This window comes from Blautia hydrogenotrophica DSM 10507 (assembly GCF_034356035.1).
GTDB lineage: Bacteria > Bacillota > Clostridia > Lachnospirales > Lachnospiraceae > Blautia_A > Blautia_A hydrogenotrophica.
Genome location: NZ_CP136423.1, coordinates 112,532 through 126,103 on the forward strand (window position 1 = coordinate 112,532; position 13,572 = coordinate 126,103).

Annotated in this window: 14 protein-coding genes; 9 read left to right on the plus strand and 5 right to left on the minus strand. The window is 51.5% G+C overall.

The annotated features are described in order from the left end of the window. Positions 1–64 precede the first annotated feature (64 nt). The 3 genes from BLHYD_RS00555 (at position 65) to BLHYD_RS00565 (ending at position 5,506) form a co-directional block, all read left to right on the plus strand. Positions 65–523, plus strand: a complete 459-nt coding sequence (locus BLHYD_RS00555) for a 2-thiouracil desulfurase family protein (RefSeq protein ID WP_040350430.1) — start codon at positions 65–67, stop codon at positions 521–523. A 114-nt stretch (positions 524–637) separates the two neighbouring features. Further along, positions 638–5,302 carry an LPD25 domain-containing protein gene (locus BLHYD_RS00560; protein WP_005947011.1) on the plus strand — a complete coding sequence of 1,555 codons (4,665 nt, stop codon included), beginning with the start codon at positions 638–640 and terminating at the stop codon, positions 5,300–5,302. 3 nt (positions 5,303–5,305) lie between these two features. Further along, complete coding sequence (locus BLHYD_RS00565) at positions 5,306–5,506, plus strand: transposon-transfer assisting family protein (RefSeq protein ID WP_005947013.1); 201 nt, start codon at positions 5,306–5,308, stop codon at positions 5,504–5,506. A gap of 48 nt (positions 5,507–5,554) precedes the next feature. Here BLHYD_RS00565 and BLHYD_RS00570 read toward each other — a convergent pair whose 3' ends face one another. The 5 genes from BLHYD_RS00570 to BLHYD_RS00590 all read right to left on the minus strand — a co-directional run bounded on the left by BLHYD_RS00570 (position 5,555) and on the right by BLHYD_RS00590 (position 9,535). After that, the gene (locus BLHYD_RS00570; protein WP_260784450.1) at positions 5,555–6,721 is read right to left on the minus strand and encodes a protein kinase family protein; all 1,167 of its coding nucleotides are present in this window, start codon (positions 6,719–6,721) and stop codon (positions 5,555–5,557) included. Positions 6,722–6,945: 224 nt separating this feature from the next. Beyond that, positions 6,946–7,317: a cysteine-rich VLP domain-containing protein gene (locus tag BLHYD_RS00575; RefSeq protein WP_008689659.1), complete on the minus strand. Its 372-nt coding sequence runs from the start codon at positions 7,315–7,317 to the stop codon at positions 6,946–6,948. Next, entirely contained in the window at positions 7,314–8,648 is a 1,335-nt protein-coding gene (locus BLHYD_RS00580; RefSeq protein ID WP_005947312.1) for a relaxase/mobilization nuclease domain-containing protein, read from the minus strand. Before BLHYD_RS00580 ends, BLHYD_RS00575 begins: the two co-directional genes overlap by 4 nt. Continuing rightward, positions 8,609–8,938 carry a plasmid mobilization protein gene (locus BLHYD_RS00585; RefSeq protein WP_002566656.1) on the minus strand — a complete coding sequence of 110 codons (330 nt, stop codon included), beginning with the start codon at positions 8,936–8,938 and terminating at the stop codon, positions 8,609–8,611. The genes BLHYD_RS00580 and BLHYD_RS00585 overlap by 40 nt, the downstream gene beginning before the upstream one ends. A gap of 228 nt (positions 8,939–9,166) precedes the next feature. Further along, positions 9,167–9,535, minus strand: a complete 369-nt coding sequence (locus BLHYD_RS00590) for a helix-turn-helix domain-containing protein (RefSeq protein ID WP_004070797.1) — start codon at positions 9,533–9,535, stop codon at positions 9,167–9,169. A 220-nt stretch (positions 9,536–9,755) separates the two neighbouring features. Between BLHYD_RS00590 and BLHYD_RS00595 the strand changes: the two genes are divergently transcribed. The 6 genes from BLHYD_RS00595 to BLHYD_RS00620 all read left to right on the plus strand — a co-directional run bounded on the left by BLHYD_RS00595 (position 9,756) and on the right by BLHYD_RS00620 (position 13,567). Continuing rightward, a complete protein-coding gene (locus BLHYD_RS00595) occupies positions 9,756–10,448 on the plus strand; it encodes a response regulator transcription factor (protein ID WP_005947319.1) in 693 nt (230 codons plus the stop codon). Then, a complete protein-coding gene (locus tag BLHYD_RS00600; protein WP_005947321.1) occupies positions 10,445–11,476 on the plus strand; it encodes a sensor histidine kinase in 1,032 nt (343 codons plus the stop codon). Before BLHYD_RS00595 ends, BLHYD_RS00600 begins: the two co-directional genes overlap by 4 nt. Before the next feature lie 167 nt (positions 11,477–11,643). Further along, positions 11,644–11,901 carry a hypothetical protein gene (locus tag BLHYD_RS00605; protein WP_005947323.1) on the plus strand — a complete coding sequence of 86 codons (258 nt, stop codon included), beginning with the start codon at positions 11,644–11,646 and terminating at the stop codon, positions 11,899–11,901. Positions 11,902–11,918: 17 nt separating this feature from the next. After that, entirely contained in the window at positions 11,919–12,590 is a 672-nt protein-coding gene (locus BLHYD_RS00610) for a VanZ family protein (RefSeq protein ID WP_005947324.1), read from the plus strand. A gap of 45 nt (positions 12,591–12,635) precedes the next feature. Next, on the plus strand, positions 12,636–12,896 hold the full coding sequence (locus BLHYD_RS00615; protein WP_005947326.1) for a hypothetical protein: 261 nt from the start codon (positions 12,636–12,638) through the stop codon (positions 12,894–12,896). Positions 12,897–12,901: 5 nt separating this feature from the next. Then, a complete protein-coding gene (locus tag BLHYD_RS00620; RefSeq protein ID WP_005947328.1) occupies positions 12,902–13,567 on the plus strand; it encodes an ABC transporter ATP-binding protein in 666 nt (221 codons plus the stop codon). Positions 13,568–13,572 lie beyond the last annotated feature (5 nt).

Sequence of the window (13,572 nt, forward strand, 5' to 3'; positions counted from 1 at the left end):
TTCCAAGATACACCATGTCATAGTATAATAAAGCCAACGATAATATCCATTTGAGGTGATAAGTGTGAAAATATTAGTTAGTGCTTGTATTATGGGAGTGGATTGTAAATACAATGGAAAAAATAACAAAAATCTGGCAGCTATCAACTACTTAAAAGATAAAGAAATTATTTGCATTTGTCCAGAGCAATTAGCAGGTATGGCTACTCCCAGACCTTGTGCAGAGATTGTGAATGGTGTAGTAACAGACGAAAATGGAAATGATGTTGATTTGGAATATAAACGAGCAGTATCAATGGCATTATCCAAAATTCAACATGAAGATATTGAGTTAGCTATACTACAATCCAGAAGTCCTACCTGCGGAGTAAATCAAATATATGATGGTAGCTTTACCGGAAAATTGATTTCTGGAATGGGATTGTTTGCAAAGGCATTAAAAGAACGAGGCATCAAAGTTATTGATGTTGAAGAAGTAGAAAGCTTTAATTTGTTAGACTGTCCCCAGCTTCAATCAATCTAACCCAAACTTTCAAAATTGAATATCAGCCGCTTATTATCGGCCCACCCAGCAGGAAATTTTTCAAAGGTTTCCTGCTTTTCTTATGCCATTTTTCAGAAAGGATGTGAACCCAAAATGTCTTACAGCTCCTACGACCACGACGATTTAGAACCGGCCAGCACCATGCGGATCGAGCGCCGGATTTACTTTGAAAGCGGCAAGGCCGATCTTTCCGAAGCGGTAAAGCTGCCCCTTGCGGAGCTTCTTTCCCTGCGGGCGGAAAGCGCCGCCGCAGAACAGGAAGTGTTTGACCGCCTGAAAGAACAGGCCGCCGCATGGGAGGAACAGGCCGGAAGAACCCTGCTTCTGGACAAAGCCCTTGAATATGCCCGGACGCTTCCCGTCACCCACACTGCAAACCAGTGGGAGGTCCCGGACGAATACCGCCATATCCGCAGCAACATGGTTTACCAGATGGATTATTCCATTTCCGAGAATACCCGGTATGACAGCGCCGCCCAAAAATCCGTTCCCTACTCGTGGACGCTCCGCTGGGGCCTTTATACCAACGCACCCCACGGCAACCCGACGGAAAAGATCACCGGACAGGAACGAAAAGTCTTTTCCAGCCGGGAAGAACTGGACAAGTACCTGAATGGCCGGATCAAAGCCCACGACCATTACTTTACCGAAATTTCCCCGGCCATCCCCAAGGAATACGCCGACTGCTTTAAGGTCAACGGCTGCCTGCTCCCCGGCTACACCATTGAGGGGGAGGAACCGGCAAAAGCCGCAGAGCTTCCCGCGCAGGAAGAAACCGCACAGCCGCAGCAGACCGTAGCCACCCCGGAAAGGAGGGAACCCGTGAACGAAGTATTTTCTATTTTTCTTGATAACCGCGCCGAGGCGCAGACCGGCGGGCCGCATGGCTACTGGCTTTCCCTGCCGACTACCGCCGAACAGGTACAGGAAGCCCTAAAGGAAATCCACATCACCGCCGACAACCAGCAGGACTTGTTCATTGGCGGCTTTTCTGCCCCGGAGGGAAAACCGCTGGAACTGCCGGAGGATTTGATAAAGGCCGCCAGCGTGGACGAACTGAACTTCCTTGCCGTCCAGCTTCAAAGGCTGGACGCCGTGGAGCTGGCGGAGCTGAACGCCGCCATGCAGTCCCCGGCAAAAATGCAAACCATCGGGCAGCTTTTAGACTACGCTGAAAACACCGATTGTTTTGTCTTAATCAACGCCAAGGACAGCCGCAGTCTGGGGGAATATTATCTGAATGATTCCGGGCTGTTTGTCGTTCCCGACCCGTGGAAACCGGCCATTGACACGGAACGGCTGGGGAGCTTTATCGCCAGCGAGGAACAGGGAACCTTTACCGATTACGGCTATATCCTGCGAACCAGCGACGAATGGCAGCGCGTCCATGAGGGCCAGCCGGTGCCGGAACAATACCGGGTGATGGCCTATCCTGCGCCGGAAATTCTGCGGGAGGAAAGCAAGGTACAGCCGGAGGCGGCAGCGCCTACAAAGGCCCCGCAGCCTGTCACCCCCATTCTCTTAAACGGCCAGAACAGCGCCGAGCGCATGAAAGAGATCACCGACCGGCTGGAAACCGGCATACAGGAGCTTTTCGAGAGTGAACGCTACAAAGCCTATCTCACCTCTATGGCGAAGTTCCACAGTTACAGCTTCAACAACACCCTCCTGATCGCCATGCAGGGCGGACAGCTTGTGGCGGGCTACAACAAGTGGCGGGACGATTTTCACCGTAATGTAAAGAAAGGCGAAAAGGCCATCAAGATACTGGCCCCGGCCCCGTTCAAGGCAAAAAAGGAAGTGCAAAAGCTGGACGCACAGGGCAGGCCGGTGATGGGAAAGGACGGAAAGCCTGTTACCGAAGTACAGGAAATACAGGTTCCGGCCTTTAAGATCGTTTCCGTCTTTGATGTGAGCCAGACCGAGGGGGAACCGCTGCCCTCTATCGGCGTGGAAGAACTGACCGGCAGCGTGGAACGCTACGGGGAATTTTTCAAGGCGCTGGAACAGACCTCCCCGGTTCCCATTGGTTTTGAGGACATTCCGGGCGGTTCCCACGGCTACTACCACCTGACGGAAAAGCGGATCGCCATTCAGGAGGGCATGAGCGAATTACAGACCCTAAAGACGGCCATCCATGAGATCGCCCATTCCAAGCTCCACGCCATCGACCCGGAAGCCCCGGCCATAGAGCAGGCCGACCGCCCCGACAGCCGCACCCGCGAGGTGCAGGCCGAAAGTGTGGCCTATGCCGTCTGCCAGCACTACGGGCTGGACACCTCCGACTATTCCTTTGGCTATGTGGCCGGTTGGAGTTCCGGCAAGGACTTGAAAGAGCTGAAAGCCTCCCTTGAAACCATCCGGGCCACCGCCCATGAACTGATTACCACCATTGACGGCCATCTTGCCCAGCTTCAGAAAGAACGGCAGGCCCAGCAGGAGCAGCCGCAGGCCGCGCCGCTGGAACAGGCCGCCGAGCAGTCAGACCCGGACAGTGTATTTTCTAAGCTGCCCCCGGAGCAACAGCAGGAAATGACCGACAGCGTAAAAGCCATGCTGCAAACCCTCATTGACGCGGATTTGAAATCCACCGGCGAAGTGTCGCAGGGAACCAAGGAGGCGGCGCAGGCGCAGGGCTTTACCATTGCCGGGGATGGAACGCTGGAACAGGCCAAAGCCCCGCAGGAGGCCGCCTACCGTCTGGAAAGCGGCGATTACCTGTATATCCAGACATCGGAAACCGGCTATGACTACACGCTGTACGGCCCCGACTACAAGGAACTGGACGGAGGCCAGCTTGATAATCCCGGCCTGTCCCTTGCGGAAGCCGGAAAAGAAATCCTTGCCATCCATGAGCTACCGGCTGGGACGATGGAACCCCTGACCGGCGACAGGCTGGATGATTTTCTGGAAGCAACCGAACAGGCCAACGCCATTCCCCAGCCGCAGGCATGGAACGGGATCGACGGCCTTTTGAATGGGAAACCGTTCATGCCGGAGGCGTCCCCGGCTGACCGGGCCGCCGCCCTGATCGAGCTGGCAGAGAAAAACGCCCCGCGTTTGGGCAGCGAGGAACGGCAGTTGATCGTGGCCTATGCCGAGGCCGTGGGCGATAACGACAAGGTGATCGGGCTTATCAACCGCCTGTGTGAACAGGGCTATGAGCTGCAAAAGGGCCAGATGGATTCCTTTGTGAAAAGCGAGATCGAAAGTGAGATTGCCATTGCCAACGCCCAGCGGCAGATCGCGCAGAATCCGGCAGCGGAGCCGGTTGTCACGATCCTTTGGAGTGAAAGCCCCCATCTGAAAGACGGCCAGCAAATGCCGCTGCATGAAGCCGAGGCCGTTTTCAAGGAGCTGGACAGTGCCAGACGCCATGAACAGGAGCAGCCGGGCTATACGGGCCATTGGTACGACAAGACCAAGTTCCGCATTGATTTTACCATGCAGGGCCAGCCGGACAGCTACGAGGGACGGCAGGACTTTGGCGACGGGGACGGTTCCCTGATCCAGCATATCCGGGGCTATCACGAATACTACGCACAGGATGAAAGCTGGAAAAACCATGTGCTGCACCATGAGGGGCCGGAGGCATGGGAGGCGGACAAGGCCCAGCGGGATATGCTGCTGCATGAGTTTGTCCCGTATATGGAGCTGCATTGCAATCTGGCCGCTATGGAGCAGGAGGCCCGGCGTCCCCTGCGATCCGGGGAAACCCTGACGCCGGAACAGACCGCTTATTTCAACGCGGTTTTGGACTATGTAAAGGAGTGCCGCCCGCTTCTCAATCAGGGCCAGTACCACTTGCCGGAGCCGCCGCAGCTTGCCGACTTCGACCAGAGCTTGCAGGCATACAAAAAACAGATCGAGGCAGAGCTGGAACAGGAGGCCGCCGCTGCCGGGCTGACGGTGGAGGAATATGTTGCCTCTGATTATGAAGCACCGGCGCAGCCCAACTTTTCCATCTACCAAGTGCCGCCCGGCCCGGAGGGGCGCGACTTCCGCTACCGTTCCTATGAGGACTTGCAGGCGGACGGGCTTTCGGTGGACAGGAAGAATTACCAGCTTGTCTACACCGCGCCGCTGGACAAGGACACCACACTGGACGAGATTTACCGCCGCTTCAACATAGAACATCCCGCCGATTACAAGGGACATTCCCTTTCTACGGGGGATATTGTGGTGTTCCGGCAGGATGGGAAACAGACTGCCTACTATGTGGACGAGGGAGCCGACTACCGGCAGGTGCCGGAGTTTTTCGCCCAGCCGGAAAAGCAGCTCACGCCAGACGAGTGCATGACCGGCGAACAAATCCAGACGCCGAGAGGCCGTTTCTATCTGACCGACAGGAGCCGGGAACAGATGGAGGCCGCCGGGTATGGATTCCACCACCAGTCGGAGGACGGCAAGTATCTTATTATGGCAAACGGCACAAGGGCCTTTGCCATCCCCGCCCAGCAGGAAAGCCATATCAAGACGGCAGAAATGTCCACCGAGCAGAATTACAACATGATCGACGGCATGATGAACAACGCCCCGTCTATGGAGGAACTGGAAGCAAGGGCAAAAGCTGGGGAACAGATTTCCCTTTTGGATGTGGCCGAGGCAGCCAAGGCGGAGGCCAAAAAGCCCAAGCAGACCCGCAGGACGACGCAGAAACAAAAGAAACCGTCCATCCGGGCGCAGCTTGCCGCCGCCAAGGAGGAACAGAAAAAGAGGCCCCCGGCGCGGGAAAAATCAAAAGAAATGGAGGTATGAGGAATGTATTTCACCGTGGAAGAAGAAAACCTGATCTGTCTGTACCACAACGCCGACCACCGCAGGACGGCGGCAAATCTCCGGGCAGTTTTGCCGGACATGGACAAGGAAATGGCGGCGCTGGCCTGCCAGACCGCCGATAAGCTGGCCGCCATGAGTGACGCCGACTTTGCGGCGCAGCGGTTCCACTTCACAGACGAATAAGCAAAACGCCGGGCGCGGAGGCTATCAAAGCCTCTGCGTCCGGCATTTTTATATGGTCTTAAACGCTGAAATCATATCGCGAATATTTTGAAATCTTTTGGCTTTATCCGGGTTCAATCCTTTCTCAACAAAAGATCGTAAATTCTGATTCGTAATTTTTTCTGTATTAGTTTTACCTGTCATTACAAAATAAATAACTCTGGTGAGAGCATAAGTTTCGTGAACTATGCCATAAGTGTTAAACCCCTCGACAACCAGTGCAGGATCATTAAAATAGCCCTTGAACTCCGTATTAACTGTTGTTAGCGTACTATCAGGAATTTTTACAAGTCCAAAATCCGAAAGTTTAACCACAAGGGTATCGTCGTACTCTTTTATCAAAATATTTTTAGGGCTTATATCACGATGTAGATGTCCTTTTGAATGAAGATAATCAAAAGCGCGTAATATTTGTTGGGCGATTCCTTTTCGCTGTATAATTGTTAAGGTGGAGTTATGAGCAGCGATATATCCGTCCAGTGTATAATCCATATATTCCATAATATACTCATTTTTATCGGGATTGTAGCAGTAAACTTCAAGTATGTATGGAGAAGATAGATCATTCATTACATCAAATTCTCTTTTGAAACGGGCAATTTCTTTATCTGTAAGTTCCTTTTTTGCGCGCTTCAAAATAAAAGGTCGATTATAAAAAGTATCCTTATATTTATAAACATTAGCATAAGAACCGTTTCCGATCAGTTTCAAATCAAATGTAAAATCTTGTTGCTTATGTGAAATGGTTATGCTACTAAGAGGTAGAAAAATAGGAAGCGTATAATATAATTCGACCTTTGCCATATTGGGCGGCAATGAACTTCCACCGCTTGAACTAAGAAAATCTCGACAGCGTGTGAGTAAATCTAAATAGTATGGGTCTATTTGAAAGGCTAAAGGAGTTTCCTTTAGTGAACTTACTAAGCCGAATATCATTTCAATTCTCTTAATTAAATCTCTACTCGGTTCTGCCCAAAAGTGCGCTTCATGTTCCCCGGTTGGTAGTCTTTCATTCATTGTTCTAAAAAGCCCAACCAGATCATGATGTAGGGTCATAAGAATTTCCCGCAGTTTTTGATTTCTAAAGGATTTATATAAATCGGAGTATTCCGCATTTATTTGACTACATGATAATAACTCTCTGTACTGTGATTCAATATAGTTTTCAATATTCATATAAGTTCCACCGTTTCCCGCTTTATTTTACTGTATTATATCATGCTATTACATAATCGGCAATTATCCAAAAACGCCGGGCGCGGAGGCTATCAAAGCCTCTGCGTCCGGCGCCTCTTTTTTGTCCATTTTCCCGCATTTAGAACCCCGTTTTGAGGGGAACAGGATAACTTTATCCACCTGCCTGCCGACCATGCGGAAAAACCCTTGATTTCCGTGGACTTTTACCGCCCTAAATGCGTAGACAGGAGGTATCTTTTTCGTTGGCGCTCTGCCTCTTTCTTCCGGCGTACCTGCACCGCACAATCCGGGCAGTATTTGGCCCGGTTGGAGTTGGGCGTAAACGCAGCCCCGCAGACGGCGCAGCGTTTGATCTCGTCCCGGCCTTTGGTGATCTCGGCGCACAGGGCCGCGTCCAGCGGCAGGACGGCCACCTTGAACCACCGGCACAGCAGCGAATAGGAAATACTCTGCACACAGACACATTCCTCCCCATCGTCCAGCAGGAGGCAGTTTCCGTTACAGTAGTTGCAGCACTCATGGGTGAGCCTGCGGGCCTTGCGGTATTGGGGGTAACTCATTCTCGGTATGTTCATCGTTCCTGCGTATGCTCCTTTTCCGGCGCTGTCCGCAAAATGCTGTCTACATTCTGTTTGACAATGCCGTATTCTTTCAATTTCTGTTTCGCTTCGCTATACTGTGCGGACAGCCGTTCCCGTTCTGCGTCCAGCTTTTTATACTCGGTTTTGAGGGCGTACAGGTTGGGGAGCTTTGTGACCCCGGCCTCTTTGAGCGCCTTTGCTGCCGCCTCATACAAGATCAGTTGGCTTTCATGCTGCCGCCGGAACGCGGCCATGTCTTTGGCGTTTCGCAGTTCCAGCGCCACAGGCCGGAGCTGCTTGTAGGTGGAGAGGTTTTTTATCAGCAGCACCATATCCCCAAGGCGGCGTTCTGCGTCTTTCAGGGCGGAGGCCGCCGCGTCGTTTGCCGCGCTGATCTCGGCCAGCCTACTTTCCAAGCCCTCGTAGCTGTCGATCTGGTGTTCTGTAATGAAGTTTAAGGAATTGGCGGCCTGCTTCAAGTTGTGCAGCTTCGCCCATCGCGCATAGCCCACCGACTGCTGGGCCTTGATACTGTCCTCCAAGGCGATCCGCAGGGAGATTTCCCTGGTGCTTCTTCTGCGCGGCCCCCGGTCGATGGCAATGCCCTTGATCCGCTGGGTGATCCGTTCCTCGGTGTAATCCTCCCCCAAGGTCTTGCAGCGGGTGAAGCGTTCCTGTCCGGGGGCGCGGAATGAAATAAACTTGCCCTGTTTGACTTCATAGCCCTGCGCCTCCATGAGCCGCAGAAAACTATCAAAGTCTTTGGCCTGCGGGATGGCCGCGTCGATGGCGATTTTCAGTTTTGCTTTCCAGCTCTTACCCTTTTTCTGTGCGTCCCACTCGGCGTAGGTCTTGCCTTTGTCCTTGCCGGGCTTTACCACAGACAGGCCGTGTTCCTTGCACAGCCGGTCGCTGGTGCGCCGGATAAAGGCATAGCTCTGGCGGTTGGAAATGTACTTGCGCTGGTTCGCCATATCCACGGCGCAGAAAATGATGTGGTTATGCAGATGGCCCTTGTCGATGTGGGTGGTAATCACATAGGGGTATTTGCCTTGCAGCACTTCATCGGCAAGCTGCCGCCCGATCTCATGGGCCTGTTCCGCCGTGGTTTCCCCCGGTTCAAAGGCTTGTATCAGGTGGTGGGCCAGATTGTTGCCCTTTTGGTACGCCTGATCTAACAGCATTTGAAATTCAATATCCGCCGTTTCATAGGAACAGCCATAGGAAGAAACGAACAGCTTTTCATCGGTCTTGTCCGGGTTCTCGATGTAGTCCAGCGCCTTTTTCAGCGTTGACTTGATAGGATGGATCTTTGTAACTGCCATATCTGTGCCAGCGCCCCCTTGATGTCCTCCAAGTCCTGCGCGTACACAGTCCCGGTACTGTTGATACGCCTTGCAATCTGGTTGATGTTGACGCCGATCTTTTGCAGCTCTGCGGTCTGCGCCCGGACAGGGCCAGTGTCGATATGGACGATATAGCCGTCGATCAGCATTTTCCGGGCGTAGGCAGAAAAGTTCTTTGTGCCAAGCTGGGCCATCTTCTGTTGGATCAGCGCCCGTTCCTCCGGCGTCACCGGGACGCGCAGCACAAACTTCCGTTTTCGGTTTGCCACTTTCGCACCTCCATTCATTCAGGGTTTTGGGGACTTCCCCAAGATACAAACGGGAAGCCGTTTGCCGGGAGTGTGGCTACACTCCCTATGCTTGCTGTCTTTGTTCTTCTTCCCCTAAAAAGCGTTCTGCCCCCAAGGAAATACCCGCAAAATCCCGGTTTTTCCGAAAACCGCACAAAAAAAGAGAGGGCGCAGCTTGCGTCCTCCCAAAAACAAAACAGAGGGTTATCATGCACCCTCCGTTTCGTCATTCTTCTGTTGAATTTGAATGGCCCCGTCAATCGCGCCCTCGATGATCGGCAGAAATTCTTCCGGGCAGAGTTTCAGCTTGTGGCTGACCCGCTGCCGCTGTGCGCTTTCCTCCCGCATGATCTCCGGGTTAAAATACCGTTCCACGGGAAGCCCGCAGATTTTGATAAGCTGTATGATAACCGGCAGGCTGGGAATCGTGCCGTCATTTTCGATGTTGGCAAGATAGCGCCAGTCGATATTGACCTGTTCCGCCAGCGTCTTACGCGATAACTGCTTGACTTTCCGCGCCTCTTTTACATCTGCGCCGAAAGTTTCAAAGCCGGGACAATCTTTGATATTTGCCATATAGCACCACCCATCTACATTGTATATTTCATATTTTCTCAATGGAATGTTGCTATATGCAGTAAGATTAAATTTTATAATTCATATTTTGTGCCTTGTACGGAAAAGCAGGCTATCCTATAATAAAGAAAAAGCACTTTTTTGAAAAAATCCGTCCGCTGTAACATTTCGCGGACATTTGCCTGTTATACTATCTGCAAAAAGCAAAGGAAGTGAGGATATGAAGCAGATTTTAATTGTCGAGGACGACAGTTTTTTGAATAAGATGTTAGACTATAACCTGACCGCAGACGGCTACGGCGTGACTTCTGCCCTAAATGCCAGAACCGCAGCCGAAGCTATCCGCCAGCGGGAATTTGATTTAGTGCTGCTGGACATCAACCTGCCGGACGGGAACGGTTTTGAGCTGTGCAAGCTGATAAAGCCCCAGCACCCGGACACCATCGTAATATTCCTGACCGCCAACGATCAAGAGAGCGACCAGATACGGGGCTATGAAGTGGGCGCGGTGGACTACATCACAAAGCCCTTTGTGATCGGGGCCTTGCAGCGGAAAATCAAAGCAATGTTCGCCATGCTGGAACACCACAAACCGGCTAAGGACATTTACGACGACGGGCGGCTGTTTCTGGACTTCTCGGAGCAGACGGCTTCCTTAAACGGCAAGCCCCTGACCCTATCCCCGATGGAGTACAAAATGCTGAACCTATTTCGTAAAAATCCCCGGCAAGTGCTGACCCGTGGGCAGCTTTTGGAAAAGCTGTGGGATATAGACGAGAGGTTTGTAGACGAACACACCCTGACAACCTCCATCAGCCGGATTCGCAGCAAGATCGAATCCGACGGCGGCGCACCCTACATCAAGACCGTTTACGGCATGGGCTATCAATGGACGGGAGGCGAGGCAAAATGAAGTTTCAAAACCTATCGGTAAAGCGGCTGTTTGGCCGGGTGGCAATGGGGCTTGTCCTCTCCATGTCCGGGATCACCATAGCCCTGTTTCTTGTGACGAAACAGATGGCGGTGCTGCTGACAGGCGGGGCGCTGCTGCTGTGCGCCCTTGTGGGAATTTTTGTACTGACGCAGGCGTTTGGAAAACGGTTGTCACAGTTTACCGCTAACTTATGCCAGACCTTAGACCACATGATCGCCGGGAATGAAGCGCCCCAGCGCCCGGAGGACAGCGAAACCCAGCTTGCCAGAATCGGACACCGGCTGGCAAGGCTTTACCAGATCATGCAGGAGAACCGCCGCCGGGTAGACGAGGAACGGCAGGAGTTACAGACCCTTGTATCGGATATTTCCCATCAGGTGAAAACGCCGGTAAGCAATCTGAAAATGGCGACGGACACCCTGCTGGAAAAGCCCATGACCGAGGCGGAGCGCACCGACTTTATCCGGGGAATCCGCAGCCAGACGGATAAGCTGGACTTTCTCTTTCAGGCTCTTGTGAAAACCTCCCGGTTGGAAACGGGCGTGATCCAGTTGGATAAGAAGCTGGGCCTCCTATTTGATACCGTGGCGCAGGCCATGAGTGGGATTGTGTATGCAGCGGAGAAAAAGGAAATTGCCGTGTCCGTGGACTGCCCGGAGGATTTGGTCGTTTCCCATGACAGCAAGTGGACATCCGAAGCCCTCTTTAACCTGCTGGATAATGCGGTGAAGTACACCCCGGCAGGCGGGAAAATCGCTGTGTCGGTGGTGCTGTGGGAAATGTATGTGGAGATCAAAGTGACCGACACCGGCAAGGGCATTTCAGAAAGCAATCAGGCCGCCATCTTCCGGCGCTTTTATCGTGAGGAAGAAGTACACGAACAGCAGGGCGTAGGCATTGGCCTGTATTTGGCCCGCGAGATCGTAACGAGGCAGGGCGGCTATATCAAAGTGGTTTCGGAGCCGGGCAAGGGTTCGGAATTTTCCATTATGCTGCCGACTAAATAGAACGCGGCGGACGGCCATTTCCGGCTGCCCGCCGTAAATTTTTTTGAAATGTCCGAGCGTTGTAACATTTCACCCTGATTTTCAATGAAATTTTTTGGCCGCTGTAACATTTCGCGGACATTTGGGTTTTACAATAGCCTTATCAACAAAAGTGAGGAGGCAACGCAATGGAACTGACCCCGACCTTGATTTTGAATCTGGCGCTGCTGATCGTCCCGCCCGTTGCCCTTGTGCTGGTGTTCCGGCAATGGCTGGCCCGGCACATCCGCTGGACGGTTGCCTTGACTGCCCTCTGTGATGTTCTCCTGTTTTGGGATGAATTGTTCTACTATGAGAGCTTCGGCCTGTTCGCTGTGCTGACTCTGGTACAGTTGGCGGCCACCGGCGCAATAGCGTTCCGCATTTATCACAATATCTATTTATAGGAGGAAGGAGTATAATTATGGAAGGTATTACAAACAATCAAACGGTTTCAGCTACGCAATTAGGCTTATTTGAGTCTATTGCGGATTTATTGCTGATTGATCCTATTTTCATATTTGGAATAGTTTTAATTGCTGTACCCTTGATGTTAATATGCAAAAAGGAAGGTAGTGTTCATAAGGGAAAGATGATTTTTTTATCATTGGTAATGTACTATTACTTGTGTGTAATGTTGGGACATATCGTAGGCATTCCAACCTTGAAAGAATATATAAGATTATCTCGTTTGGGAGAAACATTCTTTAATCCAAAATTAAATTTAATTCCTTTGAGTGATGGATTTAGTTTGAGTTTTGTCCTAAATATTTTTCTTTTTATCCCGCTGGGATTTTTGTGTCCTTTTATAAGCAAAAGTTATAAAAAGATGAAAAATACTCTTTTAATTGGTATTGGTCTTTCGCTATTTATTGAAATTGCCCAGCTATTCACACTGTATAGAGCAACCGATATAAATGATTTACTAACAAATGTGATGGGGACATTTATAGGGTATCTATGTTCAAAATGGATACTTAGCAAAAGAGAAGGGCTTGAAGCTTATTCAGAGACAACACCTATAAAAAGAGATTGTACGGTATATGTACCTATCATTATTATAGCGGTTACTAGCATATTGGGGTTTTTTAGTTGAAATGAACCATATCAACTAAAGTGAACAAATAAGGGAGGCGACGCAATGGAACTGACCCCGACCTTGATTTTGAATCTGGCGCTGCTGATCGTCCCGCCCGTTGCCCTTGTGCTGGTATTCCGGCAATGGCTGGCCCGGCACATCCGCTGGGTGGTTGCCTTGACTGCTCTCTGTGATGTTCTCCTGTTTTGGGATGAACTGTTCTACTATGAGAGCTTCGGCCTGTTCGCTGTGCTGATTCTGGTACAGTTGGCGGCCACCGGCGCAGCAGCGTTCCGCATTTACAACAAACAAAGAAAGGATTGAATTTTATGAGCATTTTACAGACTATCGACCTGAAAAAGTATTACGGCACAGAGCCGAATATCACCCGCGCCCTTGACGGCGTGAACTTCTCCGTAAATGACGGCGAGTTTGTGGCTGTTGTGGGAACCTCCGGCAGCGGCAAGTCCACCCTGCTTCACATGATGGGCGGGCTGGACACTCCCACCAGCGGAACCGTGATTGTCCGAGGCGAAGAACTGGCAAAGAAGAACGACGAGCAGCTTACCATCTTTCGCCGCCGCAACATCGGCTTTATCTTCCAGAACTATAACCTTGTTCCCATCTTGAATGTGTATGAGAACATCGTCCTGCCGGTGGAGCTGGACGGGGACACGGTGGATCAGAAGTTTTTGGACGAGATTGTTCACTTGCTGGGGCTGGAAGATAAACTGAAAAATATGCCAAACAATCTTTCCGGCGGCCAGCAGCAGCGTGTGGCTATCGCCCGCGCCTTGATTACCAAACCGGCTATTGTTCTGGCCGACGAGCCAACCGGCAACCTTGATAGCAAGACCAGCGCCGAGGTGCTGGGGCTTATCAAGCGCACCAGTGCAGAGTTCCGGCAAACTGTTGTGATGATTACCCACAACAACGACATTGCCCGCCTTGCAGATCGGATTGTCCGCATTGAGGACGGCAAGATTGTGGAGTAAGGAGG

Coding starts and splice junctions, on each gene's coding strand:
- BLHYD_RS00575 (WP_008689659.1), bottom strand. CDS start 7,317: ATGAACATACCGAGAATGAGTTACCCCCAATACCGCAAGGCCCGCAGG.
- BLHYD_RS00565 (WP_005947013.1), top strand. CDS start 5,306: ATGTATTTCACCGTGGAAGAAGAAAACCTGATCTGTCTGTACCACAAC.
- BLHYD_RS00610 (WP_005947324.1), top strand. CDS start 11,919: ATGGAAGGTATTACAAACAATCAAACGGTTTCAGCTACGCAATTAGGC.
- BLHYD_RS00570 (WP_260784450.1), bottom strand. CDS start 6,721: ATGAATATTGAAAACTATATTGAATCACAGTACAGAGAGTTATTATCA.
- BLHYD_RS00580 (WP_005947312.1), bottom strand. CDS start 8,648: ATGGCAGTTACAAAGATCCATCCTATCAAGTCAACGCTGAAAAAGGCG.
- BLHYD_RS00620 (WP_005947328.1), top strand. CDS start 12,902: ATGAGCATTTTACAGACTATCGACCTGAAAAAGTATTACGGCACAGAG.
- BLHYD_RS00595 (WP_005947319.1), top strand. CDS start 9,756: ATGAAGCAGATTTTAATTGTCGAGGACGACAGTTTTTTGAATAAGATG.
- BLHYD_RS00600 (WP_005947321.1), top strand. CDS start 10,445: ATGAAGTTTCAAAACCTATCGGTAAAGCGGCTGTTTGGCCGGGTGGCA.
- BLHYD_RS00590 (WP_004070797.1), bottom strand. CDS start 9,535: ATGGCAAATATCAAAGATTGTCCCGGCTTTGAAACTTTCGGCGCAGAT.
- BLHYD_RS00560 (WP_005947011.1), top strand. CDS start 638: ATGTCTTACAGCTCCTACGACCACGACGATTTAGAACCGGCCAGCACC.
- BLHYD_RS00605 (WP_005947323.1), top strand. CDS start 11,644: ATGGAACTGACCCCGACCTTGATTTTGAATCTGGCGCTGCTGATCGTC.
- BLHYD_RS00615 (WP_005947326.1), top strand. CDS start 12,636: ATGGAACTGACCCCGACCTTGATTTTGAATCTGGCGCTGCTGATCGTC.